Origin of the sequence: Streptomyces sp. NPDC091209, from assembly GCF_044757755.1 — a bacterium.
In the GTDB taxonomy this organism is placed as follows: Bacteria; Actinomycetota; Actinomycetes; order Streptomycetales; family Streptomycetaceae; genus Streptomyces.
In genome coordinates this window covers 437,858-459,695 of record NZ_JBIVVR010000008.1, presented here as the reverse complement: position 1 = coordinate 459,695, position 21,838 = coordinate 437,858, and the positions used below count along the sequence as shown (strand labels likewise).

Below are 21,838 nucleotides of genomic sequence, written 5' to 3'. Positions count from 1 at the left end.
GGTGGAGTCAGCCGTCCGCGCCGTGCGGCCCGCCCATGTGGCAGAGCAGCAGACAGACGTCGTCGTCCCGCTGCGAGTCGCGGAGCATCGGATGCAGGATCCGGTCCGCCGCGCCCTCCAGATCGTGGTCCAGATCGGCCGCGCGCTCACCGGACAGCGCCTCGGACAGTCGCCGGATGCCCGGGTCGATGCCCTGGGCCCGGCGTTCCACCAGACCGTCCGTGTACAGCGCGAGCGTCGATCCCGGCGGAAGCCGCGCCGTGTGGTCCTGGATCTCCTGGTGCAGCGGGATGCCCAGCATGGCACCGGGTTTGGCGTCCAGGACGCGTACATTGCCGTCCGGAGTGCGCAGCACCGGTGGCGGGTGCCCTGCGGCGGCCCAGGTGACGGTGCTCTCGTCCGGGTGGAAGCGGGCGATGACCGCGGTGGCGTACAGATCGGGCTGGAGATGGTGCAGGAACACGTGCAGGCGGGTCAGGAGCCGGCCGGGTGTGCCGCCGTCGACCGCGTACGCCCTCAGGGCGGTGCGCAGTTGGCTCATCATGACGGCCGCGTGCAGCCCGTGGCCGGTGACGTCCCCCATGACGGCGACCAGACCCCCGTCGGGCTGGCGGAACGCGTCGTACCAGTCCCCGCCGATGTTCAGACCGTGGGTGGCGGGGAGGTAGCGCGCGGCCAGGCTGAGCCCGGGTGTCGTGGGGAGATCCGTGAGCAGGGCGCGTTGCAGGGTCTCGGCGATGTCCCGGTTGTGCTCGAAGCGCTGGGCGTGGTCGATCGCGATGCCGGCCCTGCGGGCGAGTTCGACGAGCATGACGGCGTCGTCCGCGCTCCATCGCTCCCGCGGCGGTGTCAGCGTCAGCACACCGAGGGGCGTGTGCCGGCTCGGCAGCGGGATGCACAGCAGGGGCTGCCGCGGGTTCAGCGCGGAGGGGGGCTGGTCGTCGACGCCGGGCAGCGCGCTCGGGTGGTCGGCGGCGTACTGCGGGCGGCCGGTGCGGGCGGCGGCGACGGCGGCCGCCGGGTGGGCGGCGTGCCCGCGGGCCCTGGCGTCGTCGGCGAAGAGCCATACGTCGACGCTGCGGGCGTAGTCCGGCACGAGCAGCCGCGGCAGCCGGCTCAGGATCTCCTCGTGGTTGAGCGAGGCGGTGAGGGCCGCGCTGGCGTCGGCGAGGAAGGTCAGTCTGCGCCGGGCGCTCTCGGCCTCGGTACGGGCCTTGCGCTCGGCGCCGAACAGCTCGCGCTGGACCCGGCCGGCCGCGTCGAGTTCCGCGTGCAGCGCGAGCACCCCCTGGTTGGTCTGGTGCAGCTCCTCCCGGTGGAAGGCGACCAACTGCTCCTGTTCGGCGAGTCGGTCGAGCACCCGGGAGGTGTCCTCGTCGGCGCTGAGCAGGGCGTCGGCGAACGGCGTACGGTCGCGCGGTGCCCGGGCCGCGCCGGCCTCGACGTCGGTGCCGTCGGCGTGGCCCGGCTCCGGGAAGCCGACGCTCGCCTGCCAACTCGGCCTGTTCCCGGCCCCGTTCGCCCCCGCCCCCTTCGCCTCCGTCCCGTTCACCCCGGCGCCGTTCGGCTCCGCGTCGACGGTGACCGTGAGCCGGCCGGGGCGCTGCGCCCCGGCGGAGGCGGTCGTCCGCAGGGTCAGCAGCCAGCTCCCTCCCTTGACCAGGCGCTGCCGGAGCTGAGCGCTCAGCTCGGTGACCAGCCGGGTGCGCTCCACCGTGGAGACGCCGTGCGCCGCGGCGAGCCGAGCGGCGGCGATACGGGCACGGGCGGCGTCGTCGACCGAGGTGATCTGCCAGGTATGGGTCATGATCGGTGATCCTGCGGGGTGGGGGTCAGTACGGCCACGGTGGTGTCGTCCCGCACCGGGCGGGCGGCACTGCTGGAATCCCGCACGATCACGGCGGCGGTGACGGCGGGGTCCCAGGAGGTCAGGGGGGCGACGGGCGGGGGAGTCCAGCGGCTGGGCAGGCCGTCGCTGTGGAGCACGAGCAGGCTGTCCGGGGTCCACGGCAGCCGGCACTGCGGCAGCCGCGCCGGACGGTGGGCGCCGACGATCCCCGGGTGGGACAGCAGCGGACGCCAGCTGTCGCCGGACCGCAGCCGGGCTCCGATGTTGCCGATCCCCGCGAAGTCGAGGTGTTCGGTCGCGAGGTCGAGCCGGGCCACCGCGACGGCGGCTCCACGGGTGTCGCGCAGTGCCGTGTGCAGCGCTCCGAGCAGTTCCGCGGGCGGCAGATGCGCCAGGTGGTGCAGTTGTTCCACGGCGGCTCCGGAGGCCTTCGCGGCGGCAGGGCCGTGGCCGAGACCGTCGGCGAGCAGCAGCGTGATCCGCTCGCCCGAGCGGACACAGGCCCAGGCGTCGCCCGAGTACGCGGCGGCGGCGAGGGGGATGTTGATGCCTCCCGCACGCACCGGGGCGCCCGTGGCGGGGAAGCGGTGTCCGGGCCGGTCCCTGCGGGCCGCGTGGACCCGCGCGAGCGCGATGGTGCCCTGGCCCGGCACGGTGTGCACCTCGAAGTGGTCGGCGATACGGCGGCAGGTGCCGAGCCCCGCGCCGAGCGAGGACGTGGTCGAGAACCCGTCGCGCAACGCGGTCGTGAGGTCGGCGATGCCGGGGCCGTGGTCGATCGCCGCTATCTGGACGGCCGGGCCGCGTCCGGTGCCGGGGTCGGCGAGGTCCGCGTCCACGGTGTCGATCAGTATCTGTCCGCCGCCCCCGTGCTTGAGCAGGTTCGTCGCCAGCTCGGTGGCGACGAGCGCGGCGACGGCCGTACGGTCGCGGCCGAGCCCGGTGTGGGCGGCCGCGTCCTCGGCCGCCACCCGGACGTCCCGGACCCGGGTGGAATCGTGGACGGGTACGTCCCAGACGCGTGTCATCGGCTCTCCTCGCGGGGACGCGGGGGAGCCGCGGTCCAGCAGATCACGGTCACGGCCGTGCCCTCGCCCGGACGGCTGTCGATGGAGAACTCGTGCACCAGGCGCCGGGCTCCGCCCAGCCCGAGGCCCAGACCGCCGCCGGAGGTGTAGCCGTCGCCGAGGGCCCGGTCGATGTCGGGGATGCCGGGCCCCTGGTCGGAGAAGGTCAGGCGCAGCCCCCGGGCGGCCCCCGACTCCAGGACGGTGGACTCGACCTGGCCTCCGCCGCCGTGCACCAGGGTGTTGCGGGCGAGTTCGCTGGCCGCGGTCACCAGCTTGGTCTGGTCCACGAGTCCGAAACCGAGCTGGGCCGCCGCCTGGCGCACATGCTGGCGCACCCACGCGAGATCCATGTCGGTGCGGATCGGCAGGCAGGCGGTGACACGGCCGGAAGTGTCCGTCACGGGCTCTCCTGGCGTACTGGACTGTGGTGAAGTGGCGTCGTCGCCGGGGAGAGCAGTCGCATGGCCTCCTCGGCGTCGAGCGCGGTGCGCAACCCGGGCAGCGTGAGGCCCAGTTCGACCAGGGTGATGGCGACGGCGGGGCGCATGCCCGCGACCACCGTCTGCGCGGCGAGCAGCTTCGCGTGCGCCGCGACCTCGGCGAACACGCGTCCCAGGAAGGAGTCGACGATCTCCACCCCGGAGATGTCGATGACCACACCGGTGACGGAGCTGGCCGCGATGGCCTCGCCGATGTTCCGCTGCAACTGCTCGGCCGCCTCGTCGTACAGGTCGCCCTGCAGCGTGACCAGGAGGACGGTGCCGAGCTTCAGCACGGGCACCTGGGTGCCCGATGAGCCGGGGATCGGGGCGCTCACCGCGCGCTCAGGCCGGAGTGGTCCTGGGCGACGACGGCGATGCCCTGCCGGTGCAGGGCGTACGCGAGGGCGTCGGCGAGGCTGGCCCGCGTCACCACCGTACCGAGGTCGATGCCGAGGTGGACGATGGTCTGCGCGATGGCGGGCCGGATGCCCGAGACGATGCACTCCGCTCCCATCAGACGCGCCGCGGCCACGGTCTTCATCAGGTGCTGGGCCACCAGGGAGTCGACGGTCGGCACCCCGGTGATGTCCAGGATGGCGAACCGGGCCTGCTGGGCGACGACGGCGTCGAGCAGGCTCTCCATCACCACTTGGCTGCGCGCGCTGTCGAGGGTGCCGATCAGCGGGACGGCGACGACACCGGTCCACAGCTTGATCACGGGCGTGGCCACCTCCAGCAGTTGGAGGCGCTGCCGGTCGATGAGTTCCTGTCCGGCACTGAGCGCCGTCTCCAGGACGACCAGACGGAGCGTTCCCAGCAGCGCGGTGAGCGTGACCGCGCACGCCTCGGCGAGTTCGCGGGGCCGGTCGGCGAGGTCGGCGCTCAGCAGCTCGGAGGCCGCGGGGCGCAGAGCCGCCACCTCGTCGGCGATCCGGGCGGAGGTGGCACCCGTCCGCGCGCGGGAGGCGGCCATCCGCCCCAGCTGGTCGCGGACGGTGGCGAACCCGGCGGCACCGAGATCCTCGACCCGGCCGGCGGCCGCGACCGCCGCCAGTGCCTCCACGACGGCCCGGCCGGCCTCCACGGCCTCGTCCCGGGAGACGGTGAAGACGGTGCGGAACAGCGCCTCGTCGGCCCAGCGCTGGGCGATCTGCTCGCGCCGCCGACGCAGGAAGTCACCGACCTCCTGGGCCGACGACTCCTGCTGTACCGCTGCCTGGTGATCCGCCACGTGTTCTTCTCCTAGGTCCGTGCGCCGTGCCGACATCAGGGATCCGCCGTCCGGCGCGATCACTTGTCGTACGACAACTGTAATCATGGTCCGAGCTGGCACGACGGCCGCTCATGTCACGCGGATCGCGCGGGGTGCCGGCCCGGCCGGCCGGGGCTCACGCGTCGCCCGGGGCCGGTCGTGGTCGGCGAGCCGTCGCCCGGTCGGTGGCCCGTGCCAGTCGAGACACACCACGAGGGCGTCGTCCTCCGGCCCCGGCCCGCCCCGGTGACCGGTGAGATCCCTGAGCACGGCGCGGGGCACGTCCGTCGCGGGCAGCAGCCGGGTGGAGGTGATCGCCCTGGCGAGAGCCCGCTGTCCGTACGTCTCCCCGCCGGGCCCGGCGACGGCGTGGACTCCGTCGCTGACGAAGAGCATCCGGTCACCGGGCTCCGCTTGGAACTCCTGAACGAAGTAGTCGGTCTCCTCGAACATGCCGAGGGGCAACTGGGCCTCGAAATCGACGCGTTCGACGGTCCGGCCCCGCAGTCGCAGCATCCGGGGCGACCCCGCGTCGATCACCCGCGTCCGCCCCGTGGACAGCTCGAAGTCGAGCAGGAGCACGGACAGATGGGCGTCGCCGCGGTAGTGGGCGTGGATCGCCTGGTCGGCGAGAGCCGCCTGGTCCTCCAGCGAGATGCCCGCGCGCCGCGCGTTGCGCAGGGCGTTGATTCCCAGGTTGGTCAGCAGCGAGGCCTCGATGCCCTCGCCCATCCCGTTGGTGACGTACAGCAGCAGCCGGTCGGCGCCGGCCGACCAGTCGAAGGTGTCGCCGAAGATCGCGTAGGCGGGCTCCAGTTGGGCGCCGAGTTCGTACTCGGGCCGTGCGCAGGAGCGGCCGGGCAGCAGATGCCACTGCATCTCGGCGGCCAGCGTCAGCCGGTCCTTGCGGCGCGCCCGGAGATAGAGGTCGGTGTCGCGCTCGGCCACGAGCACCTCGTGGCCGAGGACCTCCGCGATGTCGGCGAGCTCGGCGAGCGTCTCCACGTCGCACGCCGAGGACGGCAGGGTGACGGACAGGACACCGAGCCGGTCGCCGCGCACCGTCACGGGGAGGTGTGCTCGTACATCGTCGCCGGAGCGTTCCTCGACGAAGGGTTCCTGCGCCCCGAAGGCCCGGCCCTCGGGGCTGCCGTGCACGGCGACGGGCTCCAGGGTGTGCGGAAGGACCGACACGGGCTGGAGCACGGTGAGCCCGTAGTCGGCCATGAGGAGTTCGACGCGGCCGGCCGCGTAGTGACCGCACAGCACGTCACGGACCGCGTCCGGCAACCGGTGGGGGGCCGCGGTGCGCAACGCCCGCTCCGCGGCCAGGAATCTGTTCACGATGTCGGATACGCCATTCTTCGACTAGTACGATTCCGGGTCCACGCCCGGCGGGTCCGTGCTCCGGTGGAGCCGGTGCCTGACGCGGGGCGCCGGTATCTATCGCTTCGTTCCTGTCGGCGCGCCGACAGGCTGACAGTGCTCTGGAAGACTGGGAGAGTTAGACGGTGACTTCCTCCGGCCCGCGTCCGCAGCCCGGTGAGGTGGCTCACGTGACCGCTGAGGCCGCCGAGCTGCTGGAGATCCTCTGGGGGCGTGCCTCGACGGCTCCCGTCTCCACATCCCAGCTCCGGGTGCTGTTCGTCCTGGAACACGACGAGGGCATCAACCTGAGGACACTGGCCGAGGCGTTGGGCTCGACGCCTCCTTCGACCAGCAGGCTCTGCGACCGGCTGCAGGCCGTGGGGTTCATCGAGCGGACACCGAGCGCCGTCAGCCGCCGGGAGCTGCGGCTCTTCCTGAGCGCGCGGGGCCGGACCTTCCTCACGGAACTGCGCGCACGTCGTGAGCGGGCCGTGGAGGGGGTCCTCGCGCAGATGCGGCCGAGCGAGCGGACGGCACTCGCGGAGGGGCTGGCCGCCTTCTGTGCCGCCGCGGCGGCACAGGTGCGCGAGGGCGCCACGGTGGACGCCCGCCCGGCCTGACCGGCGCGTCCGCCCGGAACCGGCCGTCGGTGATCCGCCTGGCGGTGGTCCGCCCGGCACTGGTCCGCCCGGCACCGGTCCGTCCGCCGAGGGTTCCCCCGGAGCGGCCGTCGCCCAGGGGCGTACGCCCTCGCGCCCCGCGCCACCTCAGGCCTCCTCGCCGATGTGGGCCAGTGCGGCGTCCACGTCGTCCAGCGACGCGATCGTGAGGCTGACGCCGGTCAGGTCCAGAATCCGCCGCACGACCGGCGCCGGGGACACCAGGCACACGCTGCCTCCGGCGCGTCCGGTCGCGTCGTGCGCCTTGAGGAGCGCGTTGAGGCCGGACGAGTCCATGAAGGGGACCGCGGACAGGTCCAGCAGCAGATGCCGCCGGCCGCCGCGTATCTGGTCGGCGAGCCGGTCGCGCAGTTCGGGGGCCGTCTCGACGTCCAGTTCCCCCGCGACGGTGACCAGGGCGATGCCCTCGCCGCACAACGTCACGTCGATGGACACAGGAGCTGGTTCGGCCGACACGGTTACCTCCAAGGGGTCCTGACTTGTCGGGTTCCATCCGGCGCTGAGGACGCCGGCGAGCAGGTGACCGGTTACCCACCGAATCGAGGTGCACACCTCGCGCTCCCTCCCTCGCCCGCGACGACGGCCCCGCCCGGTGCTGGCGACCTCTTGACCGTCCCTTTCCCGTATTACCTCTGATACAGAGATATCTTCGATACGTGGAGTCGGAGAGTTTCCCCGAGGCCCTGGCGGACGCCTTGGCCGGACTGCAGCGGCTGATCAGACGGCGGCTGCGCGTCGGCACGAGCGGACCGCGGCTGCGCGGTGCCGAGGTCGACCTGCTGCGGCTGGTCGTCGACCGGCCCGGCATCGGTGTGTCGGAGGCCGCCAAAGAGCTCTACCTGGCGGGCAATTCCGTCTCGACGCTGGTCAACCAACTCGCCCGGGACGGCTATCTGGTCCGGGAGACGGATCCGGCGGACCGGCGCGCCGCGCGCCTGGTGTCCACACCGGCGGCCGATGCCAGGCTGCGCGACTGGCGGGAACGGCGCGCGGTGCTCGTACGGAGCCAGGTGGCACGTCTCGACGACGCCGACCGCGCCGCGCTGAGGGCCGCCCTACCCGCCCTGCGCAAGCTGGCGGCGAACCTGCACGAGGAGGGCGAGGAGTCATGACACGGTACGAGAGCGAGCGGACGGACCCCGCACGGCGGGGGAGCCCGGCAGCCGACGGCGACGGGACGACCGCGGGCACCGCCGCGGTGGAGGCGGTCCCAGCCACATCGGACGGCGAGGGTCCGTCGGTCGATCGGGCCGCTCCGGGCGGCGAGGGTCCGTCGGGCGAGCCCGCCGCCACGGACGCCGTGTCGTGTGCCGGACTCGTCTACGCCTTCGGTGAGACCACCGCCGTCGACGGTCTCGACCTCGCCGTCCACGACGGCGAGGTGTTCGGACTGCTCGGGCCCAACGGCGCGGGCAAGACCACGGCGCTCCGGTGCATCACCACGCTGCTGCCGGTCCCGGCCGGGAAGGTCCGCGTCTTCGGGCACGACACCACCCGTGAACGCATGTCCGTACGGCGTCTGTTGGGCTACGTACCGCAGCAACTGTCCGCGGACTCCGGACTCACCGGCCGGGAGAACGTGACCCTCTTCGCCCGCGTCTTCGACGTGCCCCGCCGTGAGCGTGCGGCCCGGGTCGCCCAGGCCCTCGCCGCGGTCGACCTCACCGACGCGGCCGACCGGCTCGCCAAGACGTACTCCGGGGGCATGGTCCGCCGCCTGGAACTCGCCCAGGCGCTGGTCAGCGCGCCCCGGCTGCTGATCCTGGACGAGCCGACCATCGGCCTCGACCCGATCGCCCGCACCAGTGTGTGGGAGCACATCAACGCCGTACGGGCCGCCACCGGCATGACCGTGCTCGTGACGACCCACTACATGGACGAGGCCGACCAGTACTGCGACCGGGTCGCGCTGATGCACCGCGGGCGCGTCCGCGCGCTGGGCACACCGCGGCAGCTCAGGACGGGCCTCGGTGAGCGGCGCGGAACCACGGGCGAGGGTGAACTGCCCACGCTGGAGGACGTCTTCCGTGACGTCGCCGGCAGTGGACTCGACGACCATTCAGGAGACTTCAGCGATGTCCGAAGCACCCGCCGTACCGCTTCCCGTGTCGGCTGAGCGCATCCGTCCCGGAGACCTCGACCTGCTCGTGATCCCGCCCAGGGCCCGGACGGGCTGGCGCGTGCTGCCCGCCCGGGTCGCCGCGATGTGCGCGGTCGAACTCCAGAAACTCCGCCACGACCGAACCGAGCTCTACACGCGGGCGATCCAGCCGGCCCTGTGGCTGCTGATCTTCGGCGAGACATTCACCCGGATCCACGCGATCCCCACCGGCGGCATTCCCTACCTCGACTATCTGGCGCCCGGCATCATCGCCCAGTCCGCGATGTTCATCGCCATCTTCTACGGCATCATGATCATCTGGGAACGGGACGCCGGAATCCTCACCAAGCTCCTCGTCACCCCCACACCCCGCTCCGCGCTCATCACCGGCAAGGCGTTCGCTGCCGGGGTGAAGGCACTGATCCAGGCCGTGGTGGTCGTCGTGATCGCCGCGCTGCTCGGGGTGGCGATGACCTGGAACCCGCTGCGGCTCCTGGGAGTGGCCGTTGCCGTCGTGCTCGGTTCGGCGTTCTTCTCCTGCCTGTCGATGACGATCGCGGGCATCGTGCTCACCCGGGACCGGCTGATGGGCATCGGCCAGGCCATCACCATGCCGCTGTTCTTCGGCTCCAACGCCCTCTATCCGGTGGCCATCATGCCCGGCTGGCTGAAGGCCGTCAGTCTGGTCAACCCGCTCAGCTACCAAGTCGACGCCCTGCGCGGCCTGCTGCTCGGCACACCCGCGCACCTGGCCCTCGACTACGGCGTCCTGGTGGTGGCCGCGGCCCTCGGCATCGTGTCCGCCTCCTCGCTGCTGGGCCGGCTGGCCCGGTGAGAGCGGGGCCCGGGATCCGGCCCCGGAGGGGCGTTGCTTGAGGTTGTCGGACGGCCAGGAGAGGCGCATCCCCCGCCCGGGATGTTCTCCCAACTGGTGCCGCCAGTGAGCTTGAGGGTCGGTGCGGGTGCGCGGGCCGCCCGATCGCGTCAACGCAGTAGCGATCCAAGCCGGCCGACGAGCGGCGAGGCGCGCTCAGGCGGAGCGTGTGCGGCGGGAGTTCGCCCACAGGAGCAGTGCGGCGCCCGCTGCGACGACGAGGAGTACGCCACCCGCGGCCCAGGCCACCGTGCCGGTACGGGATGTCCCGGCTGACTGCTTTGCGGCTTGCTGAGCAGCGCAGGCTTTTCCGTGTGCGGCGGGGGCGATCCGCAGACGCGCCCATGGTTTGTCGGGGCCGGCCCGGTCGACGTCGTGCCGGTAGACGACGTAGATGCCGGGTGCGGAGTCGCAGGTCAGAGTGGTGGTGGCGGTCAGGACGGCTTTGGCGCCGCGCAGGACGGGGCGGTCGGTGAAGGCCCGGGAGGTGAGGGTGATGTCTCCGTCCGATCCCTCGTCGTCGTTGTCCGTGATCGTTATGCGGCTGCCGGCCAGGAAGGTCCGCACGTCCCATTCCGACTGGGGCCACGTTCTGTCCGGAGCCCAGCGCTCCTCCAGCCTGGGCGGAGGCAGATTCCTGGCCTTGTTCCGGCAGGCGCGGCGTGCAGCCTCGTCAGCGGGTTCCACGCGCACCTGTGCCCATCGGAACGGATGCTCGTCCGGGCCCACGTCTCCGGCGCCGCGCCGCGTCACCGGGTAGGTGCCGGGCCGCGCGTCGCAGGCGATGGTGACGGTGGTGGTCAGCACCGGATGCATCATGCGCAGTTTCCCTGCCGCAACGAACGCAGGGGAGTTGATCGTTGCGAGGTAAGTGGCATCGCTGGCCGCGGTGTTGACCGTCAGTGGGTCGCCGGGATGCACCGAGCGGACACTTCCGAACGGGAGCGAGGGTCCGGGCGGCGAGGCCGAGGCCGGCCCGGCTGCCAGGAAGGGGAGCAGGAGAGGGAGTGCCGCCCACGCGGTCTTGCGGAGTCGGTCCATCGCCTCGCCCATCTCCTATTTGACGATATGTCGGTTATTGTTCGATAGTGTAGTGCTATAGAACTCGTGTACGGCAAAGGGGAGTTCGGGGCTTGTTCACCGTACGACTCCCTACAAGACGGAAAGGCACCTTGTTGCGTTCCAGACACAGATGGATTCCAGCGCTGGCGCTAGGACTGGGCGTCGGCGTTCTTGGCGCCGGGACGGCATCGGCCGCGACGGGCCATCCGGCACCGGCGCCCTCCGCCCCACCGACGGCGTCCGCGTCACCGGCCGCTCCCAGCGCCAGGCCTCAGGTCCCCCCGAAGTCGTCGGCACCCTCGACGCCGTCGACGGTCGCGGGGGTCTTCGAGTCGACCGGTTCCGCCGCGCCCTCGGCGTCCTCGACGCGGTCCGCCGAGCCAACCTCCGCTCCACCCCCCTCGGACGGGCCGAGTCTGAGCGAGGAAGAGAGGTACTGGACGGCGGACCGCATGGACGACGCGGTCCCGGTCGACTCCCCGTCGACCCCCTCTTCGGCCGTAGCGAAGCCCGGCAGCACGGCCGGCGCCGCCGCCGCGCACCGGCCGCCGCCGTCGGGCACCCCCACTCCGGAGCACTTCCTCGGCCACCCGATGGTGGGCACGTTCTTCTTCGACGGCAAGCCGCTCGGCGGCCCGAAGACGTACTGCACCGGCAGCGTCGTCCACACGGCCGCCAAGGACATCGTCCTGACCGCCGGACACTGCGGCCGCGGCCTGGAGAGGGCCACCCACCGCGTCTTCGTTCCGCGGTACCGCTCAGGCAGGTCCGCCGTCGGGCAGCCGTTCGGCGTCTACCCGGTGTCCCGCCTGTACATAGACCCGCGCTACGACGCGAACACCAAGAAGCCGACCTCCGACTTGGACCTGGCCTTCGCGCAGGTCGGCCCCAACACGCGGGGCAAGGTGGAGGACGTCACGGGGGCTTTGACCTTCACCCCGGCCGGCGGCTTCAAGCACAAGGTCACCGTCATCGGCTATCCCGGCGACGCCGGTGTCAACCCCGACCACGTGCCGGTCCGCTGCCCCGTCAGCACCTCTCGACTGCCAGGATTCCGGCAGATGCGCATGACCTGCACCGGCTTCTACGGTGGTGTTTCCGGCGGCCCGTGGATCGAGGACTACAACAGCACCAACGGCACCGGCAAGGTGATCGGCAACACCGGCGGATACAACGGCGGTGGCAACGACGCCAACGACGACTGGGTGACCTATGCACCGATCTACGGCAAGGACGCCCAGGACCTGTTCGCCGACGCCGCCGCGCATCGGAACGTGGATGACGACAAGCCGCCGTACCGGCCGTCCGGAGATCCCTGGCTGCCCGGCGCGGCGACCACCTGGCAGAACGCCGGCCTGATGGCCTCGGGCGACTTCCGCCGGACCGGCCACAGCGACATGATCGTGGTCTGGTCCGACGGTGAGGTCACGCTCTACCCCGGCAACGGACACGGTGGCTACGACCCCGAGCGGCAGCTGCTGTCCAAGAACTCCACGTGGAAGAACGCCAAGACCATCACGGCGGGCGACTTCACCGGGTCCCACCAGTTCGACCTGCTGGTCCGCTGGGTCGACGGCGAGGTGACACTGTACGGCGACGTCGGCTCCAAGGGACTGAACCGGGCCGGCACCCAGATGATCAAACCCAACGACCTCTGGAAGAACGCGACTCAGATCGCCGCGGGCCGCTTCGCCGCCTCGAAGTACGTCGCCGACCTCATCGTGCGGTGGGTCGACGGTGAGCTGACCCTCTACACGAACGTCAGCGCCGGCACCTTCGGGCAGGAGCACCAGCTGAAGCCGAAGAACGACACCTGGCGGGACGCCACACTCCTGACGGCCGGTGAGTTCTCCGGCAACCAGAAATGGGACCTCATGGTGCGCTGGACCGACGGCGAGCTCGACAACTATGTCGGTACGTCGACCTCGGGCCTCGGCGGCGAGCATCGCATCCTGGACCCCAGCGGGCTCTGGAAGCACGACGCGGCCATGACGACCGGCGACTTCACCGGCAACGGCCGTGCCGACGATCTCGTCATCCGCTGGTCCGACGGCGAGACCACCATGTACACCGATACCCTCGCCGACCAGCTGGGAACCGAACACACGCTCGTCGCCCCGACCTCCTGAGCCCACCCGCACCACGCAGCCGGGCGCGGGACGACCTCCGCGCCGACCAAGGCTTCGCTGGATCGCGCCGGTGGCAGAAGCACGGCGAAGCCCCGGGCCCACAGACCCGGGGCTTCGTGCGGCCTCGGCATCCTGTCCGCCTCCTCGCCGCTCGGCCGGCCGGCCCGGTGAGAGCGGGGCCCGGGCCGGACCCGTTGATCGATTGGTGAGGCCGGGCGGTCAGGCTTAACGTCGATGGAGTGAACATCCATGTTCACCGCCGACCCGAGATGCAGGGCCATCCCCCATGACGGCCGATCACGTGACATCCTCCGAGTCTGCCGACTCCCCGCAGCGGGGACGGGGCAGCGGTATAGCGCTCCTCGTCATCGCCTCGTGTCAGCTGATGGTGGTCCTGGACATCACCATCGTGAACATCGCCCTGCCGCACATCCAGACCGCGCTCGGCTTCTCGACCGAGAACCTCTCCTGGGTGATCAACGCCTACACGCTGACCTTCGGTGGTCTGCTGCTGCTCGGCGGACGCTCCGGAGACATCCTCGGCAGACGCCGGGTCTTCATGTTCGGCGTGCTGCTCTTCGCCTTCGCGTCGCTGCTCGGCGGACTCTCCCAGGAATCCTGGCAGTTGCTCGCCGCTCGCTCGCTGCAGGGCGTCGGCGGGGCCATCGCCTCGCCCACCGCGCTGGCGCTGATCACCACCACCTTCCGTGAAGGGCCGGAGCGCAACAGGGCGTTCGGCGTGTTCGCGGCCGTCTCCGCGGGCGGCAGCGCGATCGGGCTGCTCGCGGGCGGGATCCTCGTCGAGTGGCTCGACTGGCGCTGGGTGTTCTTCGTGAACATCCCCATCGGCCTGCTGATCGTGCTCGCCACCCCCCGCTACATCAAGGAGTCCGAGCGCCACCCGGGCCACTTCGACTTCCTGGGCGCCCTCACCTCCACGCTGGGCATGGTGCTGCTCGTCTACGGCTTCATCCGGGCCTCGGAGAAGGGCTGGAGCAACCCCGTCACCCTCGCGGCCTTCGGGGCGGCCGTGGTGTTCCTCATCGCGTTCATCGCCACCGAGAGGCGGTCGAGACAGCCCATCACGCCGCTGTGGATGTTCCGCGACCGCAATCGGTCGGGTGTCTACGCGATGATGCTGAGCCTCTCCGCCGCGATCTTCGGGATGTTCTTCTTCCTGACCCTCTTCGTGCAGAACATCCTCGGCTTCAGCCCTCTCAAGGCCGGTTTCGCCTTCCTGCCGATCAGCGCGATCATCGCGATCGGCGCGGGAGTGGCCTCGAACCTGCTGCCCCGGTGGGGGCCGAAACCTTTCATGGCCGTGGGCGCGGTCCTCTGCGCCCTGGGCCTCGGCTGGCTGACGCTGACCGACGTCGACAGCACGTATCTCGGCAGCATCCTCGGACCCACCCTGGTCTTCGGCTTCGGCATGGGCCTGCAGTTCGTGTCGCTGACGCTGATGGCCGTGTCCGGAGTCCAGCCCAAGGAGACGGGCGCCGCCTCCGGCATCCTCAACGCCACCCAGCAGGTCGGTGGTTCCCTCGGCCTCTCGGTTCTGGTCACCGTCTTCGGCACGGCGAGCAGGAACGAGGCGACGAGTCAGGTCGCGAACTTCCTGTCGACCGCTACCCCGGCGCAACGGCTGCAGTTCCGAAGAACGGGACAGCTGCCGGCGCCCTGGAGCCAACAGGTGCTGACGTCCGGCGTCTCGGGGGCGTTCGTCGCGGCCGCCGTTTTCGCCGTCTTCGCCGCGCTGGTCGCCCTGTTCGTCATCCAGGTGCGCCCCTCCGACCTGGAGCGGCTCCAGGGAGGCGCCGCTTCCCTCACTCCGGCGGACGGAAGCGCCGACGCGGCGGGCGTGACGGCGCGCGGCACCGACAGAGGATCCGGCGGCAGCCCGTGAGGGACCGTCCGGTTTCCGGCCTCCGGCAAGCCGGCGGTCCGTGAGGGACCGTCCGGTCCCGGGTGTCTCCGGTCGTCGCGCCGCCCCGGCATTCCGGCCGCCGCCCGTCTCGGGCCGCCGCCCGTCTCCGGCCGCACCCGGCATCCCCGCCCCATTCGGCCCGCTCTCTTCTGACTCCTGGCTCCCGCCTGCGGGAAGCCCGGCTCAGGGCAGTGGCTGTTCCGCCCAGATGACCTTGCCCTCGGGCGTGTAGCGGGTGCCCCAGCGGTCGGTGAGCTGGGCGACCAGGAACAGGCCCCGCCCGCCCTCGTCCGTCGTCGCCGCGTACCGCAGATGCGGTGAGGTGCTGCTGCCGTCGAAGACCTCGCAGATCAGCGTACGGTCCAGCACCATGCGCACGCCGATGGGCCCGTTGCCGTAGCGGATCGCGTTGGTCACCAGCTCACTGAGGATCAGCTCCGTGGTGAACGTCAGCTCGTCGAGCCCCCACCGGGCCAGTTGCCGGCTGACCGAGGCACGCACCTCGCCGACGGCGGACGGTTCGGACGGCACCTTCCAGGAGGCGATCCGGTCGGCACCCAGGGCGTGGGTCCGGGCCACGATCAGAGCGATGTCATCGCTCGGCCGGGCCGGCAGAAGGGCGTCCAGCACGGCCCGGCAGGTGTCCTCCGGCGAGCGGTCGGCTCCGGCCAGCGCCGTGCGCAGCAGTTCGAGTCCGACGTCGATGTCCCGTTCCCGGTCCTCGACGAGGCCGTCCGTGTAGAGCACCAGCCGGCTGCCCTCCGCCAGCTCCAGCTCGGCCGTCTCGAACGGCAGACCGCCCAGGCCGAGCGGCGGACCGGCCGGAACATCGGGGAACTCGACGCTGCCGTCCGGACGGATCACCGCCGGCGGCGGGTGCCCGGCGCGGGCCACGGTGCAGCGCCGCGTCGTCGGGTCGTAGACGGCGTACACGCAGGTGGCGCCCGTGACCGCGGCCCTGCTGTCCTCCGTCATCTCGTCCTGGTCGATACGGCCGACCAGCTCGTCCAGGAGCCCGAGCAGTTCGTCGGGCGGCAGATCGAGCGCGGAGAAGTTGTGGACCGCCGTACGCAGCCGCCCCATCGTCGCGGCGGCCAGCAGCCCGTGGCCGACGACATCGCCCACGACGACGGCGACCCGGGCGCCGGGCAGCGGCAGGACGTCGAACCAGTCGCCGCCGACACCCGCCTGCGCGGGCAGATACCGGTAGGCGAGGTCGAGGGCGCTCTGATCGGGCAGCGTGCGCGGCAGCAGACTGCGCTGCAGGGTCACGGCCATCGTGTGCTCGCGGGTGTAGCGGCGCGCGTTGTCGATGGAGACCGCCGCGCGGGCGACCAGCTCCTCGGCGAGGGCCAGGTCCTCCACGTCGAAGGGCTCGGGCCTCTCGGAGCGCCAGAAGTTCACCACCCCCATGACCAGGGGTCCGACCCGCAGCGGAACGGTGATCAAGGAGTGGATTCCGTAGTCGACGACCTGCGCGGTGCGCTGGAGGTCCTGGGCCAGCCAGCCCGGGGCGCCGCCGAGATCCGGTTCGACGACGGCCTCGCCGGTGCGCAGGCTGTGGGCCTGGGGCGTGGAGGGCACGAATCCGATGTGCTCGCCGACCGGATAGAGCGGGGCGTCCTTGCGGATGCCGCCGGAGGCGGTGCGGCGCAGGCCGGCGCCCGCGTCGGGCTCCTGCCCGCGAAGGACCGCGTCCGCCAGGTCCACGGTGACGAAGTCCGCGAACCGCGGGACGGCGACCTCGGCCAACTCCTCGGCGGTCCGCGTGACATCCAGGCTCGTGCCGATCCCCACTCCGGCGTCGTAGAGGAGTTTCAGCCGTTCGCGGGCGATCTCGGCCCGGCCGGAGAGCGCGCGCAGTTCGGTCGAGTCACGGAGCGTGGCGACGCTGCCGGCCGGGCCGCCCTGCAGGTCCGTGGGCCGCTGGTTGATGGCCAGGAGCTGGTCCCCGACGAGATGCACCTCGTCGGTGGCGACGCGTCCCGAGGCCAGCAGATCGGCGGTGGCCGTGTCCAGGCCGAGCTTTTGGACGTGCTGTCCCTCGGCGTCCGCGGGGAGGCCGAGCAGGCGGTTCGCCTCGTCGTTGGCCAGAAGCAGCTGACCCTCCGCGCCGACGATGATCACTCCCTCCCGGACGGAGTGCAGCACGGCGTCGTGGTGTTCGTACATCCGGGTCATCTCGTACGGGCCTAGGCCGTGCGTCTGGCGCAGCAGGCGCCGGCTCACCAGCGCGGTGCTCGTGGTCGCGAGGGCGAGCGCGACGGCGGCGGCGCCCAGCAGGAGCGGCAGCTGGCGGTTGGCGGCGCCGCCCACGTTCGCCGTGGTGATCCCGGCCGACACCATGCCGACGACCTTGCCGTCGGGTGCCTTGATGGGGACAGTGGCCTGCACGAGCGGTCCGAGCGTCCCGGTGATCTGCTCGGTGATGGAGTGCCCGGCCAGCACCGGTGCCGTGGTCCCGACGAACTTCTTTCCGATCCGGTCGGGCTTGGGGTGGGTGTAGCGGATCGCGTCGGTGTTCAGTACGACGATGAAGTCCACGTCCGAGGCTTTGCGGGCGGCTTCGGCGCTGGGCTGCAGCAGGGCCGTGGGGTGCGGCGCCTTGAGCGCCGCCCGCGTGCCCGGCGCGTTGGCGAAGGTCTCCGCGACGGCGAGCGAGCGGTTGCGGGCCTCCTGGGTGCTGTCGTGGCGCACCTGCAGTACCAGTGCGACCACCGCGGCGACGACCAGGAGCAGCACGATCACCACTTGCAGGACGAACACCTGTCCGGCGACGCTGCGCAGGCTGAGAGCGGAACGCAGCCCGTTGGACGGGCCGTGCCTGTGCTTGCCTTCGTGTGACCCACGTTGCTGGTGCGCTGTGCCGGGGCGGCGGGTCGACTGAGCCCGGGTTCGACCCAATAGTCCGACCATGTGCTATGTCTACACTGCCGGGCGCCTGGTGGCGAGAGGCGTCACGCACAGTGAGCTGTCGCCGTCCGGTTCGCGAGGCCGGTCGGCGGGCCGGTCGGGCGCGGGCGACCATGCTCGCACGGGAGTCCGGCCGCATGATGGAGACGTATCTTTTCACCCGGATATGGCGCTTCGGCGCGGGAGGCCCAGATGACGACCGTGGACCGCTACCGGCTGACCTTCACCCACCCCGGACCCGATGCCCGCATGGTGACGGACGAGGTGGTCGTCGAACGGACCAGTACCAGCGGGCCGGGCGGGAATCCGGTGTACAGCGATCCCACCGGCATTCTCCGCGCCGAGATCAGCCCGGCGGGCGAGGTCCGCATGCTGGCCAGCGGCGCCTATCAGTCGCCGATCATTCCGGCCGCCGAACCGATCACCTGACGGGTCGCACGGCGGGACCGGGGTTCCGCCGACCCCGCGCGGCGTCGAGCCCGGCGAAGCGGGCGTCCCGCCGTCGAACCCGGCGAGGCGGGCGTCCGGCCGTCGGGATCGGCGCGGCGGAACAGGGTGTCAGCCGGTGTCCGTCGGTGTCACCCGGCGGCCGAAGGACCCGCGGGGCCCGGGACGGCCGGAGCCTGTTCGCCCTCCGGGTCGAGGTGCGGGAGGATCCGGTCCAGCCAGCGCGGGATCCACCAGGCGTGAGCGCCGAGCAGCGTCATCACGGCCGGCACGAGCAGGAGCCGTACGACCGTCGCGTCGATCAGGACGCTGACCGAGAGTCCGAGGCCGAGCATCTTGACGACGATGTTGTCGCTCAGGATGAACGCGGCGAAGACGCTCACCATGATCAGGGCGGCGCAGGTGATCACCCGGGCGGTGATCTCCAGGGCGTGCGCGACACTCCCCTTGGCGTCCCCGGTGCGCAGCCAGAACTCGTGGACCCGCGACAGCAGGAAGATCTCGTAGTCCATGCTGAGCCCGAAGATGATCGCGAACATCATCATCGGCACATAGCTCTCGATGGGTACCTTGCCCGAGACCCCGAGCGCCGGTCCGCCCCAGCCCCACTGGAAGACGGCGACGACGACACCGTACGAGGCGGCGATGGACAGCACGTTCAGGACCGCGGCCTTCAACGCGACGAGCAGTCCGCGGAAGACGATCAGGATGATGATGAAGGCGAGCGCGACCACCACGAGGATGATGAGAGGCAGCCGGCTCGCGACGATGTTGCGGAAGTCGACCTGGGCGGCCGTGGTCCCGGTGACGTAGCCCTTGGCCTTCGTGCCGGACACCGCCTGCGGCAGCGTGGTGTCGACCAGACGGTTCGTCAGGTCGGTGGTGTACCGGTTCTGCGGGGACACCTTGGAGAAGACGGTGCCCACCAGCACGTCCCCGTCCTTGGTGGCCGTCAGGGGTGTGACCGCGGCGGCGCCCGACACACCGTTGAGTGTCTTCTGCGCCTGCGACGCCAGCGCGGACCGCTGGTCGGACGGAACGCCGGTCTGGTCGATGACCACGGTCAGCGGACCGTTGGAGCCGGGCCCGAAGGCGTCCGACATGATGTCGAACGCCCGCCGGTCCGTGAACGAGGTGGGATCCGCGCCGTCGCCGATGTGCCCGAGCTGGATGGTGAACAGCGGGATGGCCAGCACCAGCACCGTGAAGAGGCCGCCGGACAGGAACCGCCAGGGATGCCGCTGTACACGCAGGGCGTAGCGGTGCCAGGTGCCGTGCGCGGGCGTCCCGGGCTCGGCGTCCGTCTCCGCGACCGGCTTGCGTACGTGAAAGCGGTCGATGTTCTTGCCGACGAGCCCGAGCAGTGCGGGTACGAGGGTCAGCGCGCCGAGGACCGCCGAGACGACGGTCACGGCCGCGGCGAGGCCGAGTTTGCTGATGAAGGAGACGCCGGAGACGGACAGCCCGGCCAGGGCGATGATCACGGTGCAGCCGGAGACGAGGACGGCGCGCCCGCTCGTGGTGGTGGCCCGGCCCGCCGCCCGTACCGGATCGACGCCGTCGAAGAGGTTCTGCCGGTGACGGGTGATCAGGAACAGGGCGTAGTCGATGCCGACGCCGAGTCCGATCATCGTGGCGAGAGTCGGTGACACCGTGGCGAAGGTGAACGCGGCGGCCAGCAGCCCCAGGCAGGCCAGGCCGCCGACCACGCTGATCAGGGCGGTCACCAGCGGCAGACCCGCCGCGATGACACTGCCGAACCCGACGAGCAGCACGACGATCGCCACCGCGAAGCCGATGGCCTCGCTGATCCGGTCGTTCGCGGCGGGCCTGGCCAGTTCGCCCAGCGGGCCGCCGTACTCGACGTCGACGCCGGCCGAACGCAGCGGCTTCACCGCGCTGTCCACACCGTGGAGGTAGTCGTCACCGAGGGTCGAGGGCTGCACATCGAAGCGGACGGTGATGTAGCCGGTCTTCCCGTCGTCGGACAGCGGTCCGACGTTCGGCTGCTGCGACTGCCCGGACGGCGGCTGCGAGCCCGGCGGCGGCAGCGGATTCTGCGCGGACAGGACGTGCGGCAGCTTCTGCAGGTCGCCGACGGTCTGGCTCATCTGGGAACTCAGCGACGTCAGGGGCTTCTGTGTGTCGCGCAGGACGACCTGGCTGCTGTAGCCGCCTGCCGCCGGGTCGTGCTCCTTGAGAACGTCGAGGCCCTCGGTGGACTGCACTCCGGGGAGCGTGAAATTGTCCGAGTACTCTCCGCCGAACGAGCGGTTCAGGGTCTGCAGCACGGCGAGCGCGATGAGCCAGGCCACGATGACGATCACGAAATGGCGGGCGCACCACTCACCCAGCCGCTGCAGTCTCCCGGGCTTGCCCCGCCCGCTCCCCGAAGTGGCTTGCGTCGCCGACATGCGCTGCTCCTGCTGGGAAGACGACACCTCCGACTCCGTCATTAGACGATGTGACGATCGTCGCGGCCCGGCGAGATCCGTGGAGAGCCACCCGTTCCCGGCCGGGTGGGGGACAGCCCCCGGCCGGTTCGGCGTCGGACGGTCCGGGAACTGTCGATCCGGCCGGTGTCCGTTCGTTCTGTCAGTGGGACACCGGTTCCGAGCCGGTACGGAACGAAGGCTGTGATGAGGATGTACGAGGTACGGACGCTGCTCGACGGGCACGGGCTGGTCGAGTCGCCGCGCTGGCACGGGGACCGGCTGTACTTCTCCGACTGGACCGCGGGCGAGGTCGTCGCCCTCGATCCGGCGGCCGGTCGCGCCGAGGTGGTCGCACGGGTGGCGTCGCTGCCGCTGTGCACCGACTGGCACCCCGACGGCCGCCTGCTGATCGTCTCCTCTCGGGACGGCCTGCTGCTCCGGCGGGAATCCGACGGCTCCCTGGTCACGTACGCGGACCTGGGGCGGCCCGGCTGGAACGACATCGTGGTCGACGGCCGCGGGAACACCTATGTCAACCGTGCCGACTTCGACCCGATGACGGGCGAGGCGGCCAAACCGGGCTCGGTCTCGCTGGTCACCCCGGACGGCTCGGTGCGTCAGGTGGCCGACGACATCGCGTTCCCCAACGGGATGGCCGTGACGCCCGACGGCTCCACGCTGATCGTCGCCGACTCCTACCGGCACAGTCTGGTCGCGTTCGGCATCGGCGCGGACGGCGGCCTGTCGGGCCGCCGCGTCTGGGCCGACCTGGGAGAGGGCACCCCGGACGGCATCTGCGTCGACGCGCACAACGCCGTCTGGTACGCCGACGTACCGGGCCGCCGCTGTGTGCGCGTGGCCGAGGGCGGAGCCGTCCTGGACCGGGTCGACCTCGACCGCGGCGGCTTCGCCTGTGTGCTGGGCGGCCACGACAGGCGGACGCTGTTCATCGTGGCCGCCACCTGGCGCGGCATGACGGAGTCCGAGATGGTGACCCCCGGCTCCGGTCGGGTGCTCGCCGTGCGGGTCGAGGTTCCGGGAGCGGGCCGGCCCTGACGTGGCGGCCCGGCACCGGCCCAACAGAGTTGCCACGGCGGGGAGTTCGGCGAGCCGTGCATCAGGGAGGCCGCGTCGGGCATCTCGGGGAGTCGCGCGTCCGGGACGTGGTGGTGTCGGCGCTTCGGGGTGATCGTGCGGCACAGCGCTTACGGCGGACGGCTCGGTGAAGTCATCGACCGGGGCCGCGAGTTGG

General features: G+C 71.5%; 19 protein-coding genes. 8 read left to right on the top strand and 11 right to left on the bottom strand.

Annotation, left to right across the window (positions count from 1 at the left end):
- Nucleotides 1–7: 7 nt before the first annotated feature.
- From ACIQRL_RS25380 to ACIQRL_RS25355, 6 genes are all read right to left on the bottom strand, one after another.
- Entirely contained in the window at nt 8–1,807 is a 1,800-nt protein-coding gene (locus ACIQRL_RS25380) for a PP2C family protein-serine/threonine phosphatase (protein ID WP_401335397.1), read from the bottom strand.
- The gene (locus ACIQRL_RS25375) at nt 1,804–2,877 is read right to left on the bottom strand and encodes a SpoIIE family protein phosphatase (protein WP_401335394.1); all 1,074 of its coding nucleotides are present in this window, start codon (nt 2,875–2,877) and stop codon (nt 1,804–1,806) included. Before ACIQRL_RS25375 ends, ACIQRL_RS25380 begins: the two co-directional genes overlap by 4 nt.
- Nucleotides 2,874–3,269: an anti-sigma regulatory factor gene (locus tag ACIQRL_RS25370; RefSeq protein ID WP_401335540.1), complete on the bottom strand. Its 396-nt coding sequence runs from the start codon at nt 3,267–3,269 to the stop codon at nt 2,874–2,876. Before ACIQRL_RS25370 ends, ACIQRL_RS25375 begins: the two co-directional genes overlap by 4 nt.
- Nucleotides 3,270–3,316: 47 nt before the next feature.
- Nucleotides 3,317–3,736 (bottom strand): STAS domain-containing protein, encoded by a 420-nt coding sequence (locus tag ACIQRL_RS25365; RefSeq protein ID WP_401335392.1) that lies wholly within the window; start codon nt 3,734–3,736, stop codon nt 3,317–3,319.
- Nucleotides 3,733–4,632, bottom strand: a complete 900-nt coding sequence (locus ACIQRL_RS25360) for an STAS domain-containing protein (RefSeq protein WP_401335391.1) — start codon at nt 4,630–4,632, stop codon at nt 3,733–3,735. The genes ACIQRL_RS25365 and ACIQRL_RS25360 overlap by 4 nt, the downstream gene beginning before the upstream one ends.
- A 111-nt stretch (nt 4,633–4,743) precedes the next feature.
- Nucleotides 4,744–5,997, bottom strand: a complete 1,254-nt coding sequence (locus ACIQRL_RS25355) for a PP2C family protein-serine/threonine phosphatase (protein WP_401335388.1) — start codon at nt 5,995–5,997, stop codon at nt 4,744–4,746.
- A gap of 212 nt (nt 5,998–6,209) precedes the next feature.
- On the opposite strand from ACIQRL_RS25355, the gene ACIQRL_RS25350 reads away from it, so the two are divergent.
- The gene (locus ACIQRL_RS25350; RefSeq protein WP_401335386.1) at nt 6,210–6,641 is read left to right on the top strand and encodes a MarR family winged helix-turn-helix transcriptional regulator; all 432 of its coding nucleotides are present in this window, start codon (nt 6,210–6,212) and stop codon (nt 6,639–6,641) included.
- Nucleotides 6,642–6,788: 147 nt separating this feature from the next.
- On the opposite strand, the gene ACIQRL_RS25345 is transcribed toward ACIQRL_RS25350, so the two are convergent.
- Complete coding sequence (locus tag ACIQRL_RS25345; protein ID WP_401335383.1) at nt 6,789–7,157, bottom strand: STAS domain-containing protein; 369 nt, start codon at nt 7,155–7,157, stop codon at nt 6,789–6,791.
- Between the two features lie 200 nt (nt 7,158–7,357).
- On the opposite strand from ACIQRL_RS25345, the gene ACIQRL_RS25340 reads away from it, so the two are divergent.
- From ACIQRL_RS25340 to ACIQRL_RS25330, 3 genes are read left to right on the top strand one after another with little or no spacing between them, the layout of a single operon-like run.
- Nucleotides 7,358–7,813, top strand: coding sequence for a MarR family winged helix-turn-helix transcriptional regulator (locus ACIQRL_RS25340; protein WP_401335381.1), 456 nt, complete (start codon nt 7,358–7,360; stop codon nt 7,811–7,813).
- Nucleotides 7,810–8,817: an ABC transporter ATP-binding protein gene (locus ACIQRL_RS25335; protein ID WP_401335379.1), complete on the top strand. Its 1,008-nt coding sequence runs from the start codon at nt 7,810–7,812 to the stop codon at nt 8,815–8,817. Before ACIQRL_RS25340 ends, ACIQRL_RS25335 begins: the two co-directional genes overlap by 4 nt.
- The gene (locus ACIQRL_RS25330; protein ID WP_401335376.1) at nt 8,777–9,637 is read left to right on the top strand and encodes an ABC transporter permease; all 861 of its coding nucleotides are present in this window, start codon (nt 8,777–8,779) and stop codon (nt 9,635–9,637) included. The genes ACIQRL_RS25335 and ACIQRL_RS25330 overlap by 41 nt, the downstream gene beginning before the upstream one ends.
- Before the next feature lie 195 nt (nt 9,638–9,832).
- Here ACIQRL_RS25330 and ACIQRL_RS25325 read toward each other — a convergent pair whose 3' ends face one another.
- On the bottom strand, nt 9,833–10,495 hold the full coding sequence (locus tag ACIQRL_RS25325) for a hypothetical protein (protein ID WP_401335374.1): 663 nt from the start codon (nt 10,493–10,495) through the stop codon (nt 9,833–9,835).
- Between the two features lie 514 nt (nt 10,496–11,009).
- Nucleotides 11,010–11,192 (bottom strand): hypothetical protein, encoded by a 183-nt coding sequence (locus tag ACIQRL_RS25320; RefSeq protein ID WP_401335373.1) that lies wholly within the window; start codon nt 11,190–11,192, stop codon nt 11,010–11,012.
- Here ACIQRL_RS25320 and ACIQRL_RS25315 point away from each other — a divergent pair.
- Together ACIQRL_RS25315 and ACIQRL_RS25310 are read left to right on the top strand one after the other, a co-directional pair.
- Nucleotides 11,191–12,867 (top strand): trypsin-like serine peptidase, encoded by a 1,677-nt coding sequence (locus ACIQRL_RS25315; protein ID WP_401335370.1) that lies wholly within the window; start codon nt 11,191–11,193, stop codon nt 12,865–12,867. The genes ACIQRL_RS25320 and ACIQRL_RS25315 overlap by 2 nt on opposite strands.
- 301 nt (nt 12,868–13,168) lie before the next feature.
- Entirely contained in the window at nt 13,169–14,770 is a 1,602-nt protein-coding gene (locus tag ACIQRL_RS25310) for an MFS transporter (RefSeq protein WP_401335368.1), read from the top strand.
- Nucleotides 14,771–14,974: 204 nt separating this feature from the next.
- Here the strand turns inward: ACIQRL_RS25310 and ACIQRL_RS25305 are convergent, their stop codons facing one another.
- Nucleotides 14,975–17,707: a SpoIIE family protein phosphatase gene (locus ACIQRL_RS25305; protein ID WP_401335365.1), complete on the bottom strand. Its 2,733-nt coding sequence runs from the start codon at nt 17,705–17,707 to the stop codon at nt 14,975–14,977.
- A 189-nt stretch (nt 17,708–17,896) separates the two neighbouring features.
- On the opposite strand from ACIQRL_RS25305, the gene ACIQRL_RS25300 reads away from it, so the two are divergent.
- Complete coding sequence (locus ACIQRL_RS25300) at nt 17,897–18,133, top strand: DUF6296 family protein (protein WP_401335363.1); 237 nt, start codon at nt 17,897–17,899, stop codon at nt 18,131–18,133.
- A 149-nt stretch (nt 18,134–18,282) separates the two neighbouring features.
- Here ACIQRL_RS25300 and ACIQRL_RS25295 read toward each other — a convergent pair whose 3' ends face one another.
- Nucleotides 18,283–20,565, bottom strand: a complete 2,283-nt coding sequence (locus ACIQRL_RS25295; protein ID WP_401335360.1) for an MMPL family transporter — start codon at nt 20,563–20,565, stop codon at nt 18,283–18,285.
- 225 nt (nt 20,566–20,790) lie between these two features.
- Between ACIQRL_RS25295 and ACIQRL_RS25290 the strand changes: the two genes are divergently transcribed.
- Nucleotides 20,791–21,642, top strand: a complete 852-nt coding sequence (locus tag ACIQRL_RS25290) for an SMP-30/gluconolactonase/LRE family protein (RefSeq protein WP_401335357.1) — start codon at nt 20,791–20,793, stop codon at nt 21,640–21,642.
- Nucleotides 21,643–21,838: the final 196 nt, after the last annotated feature.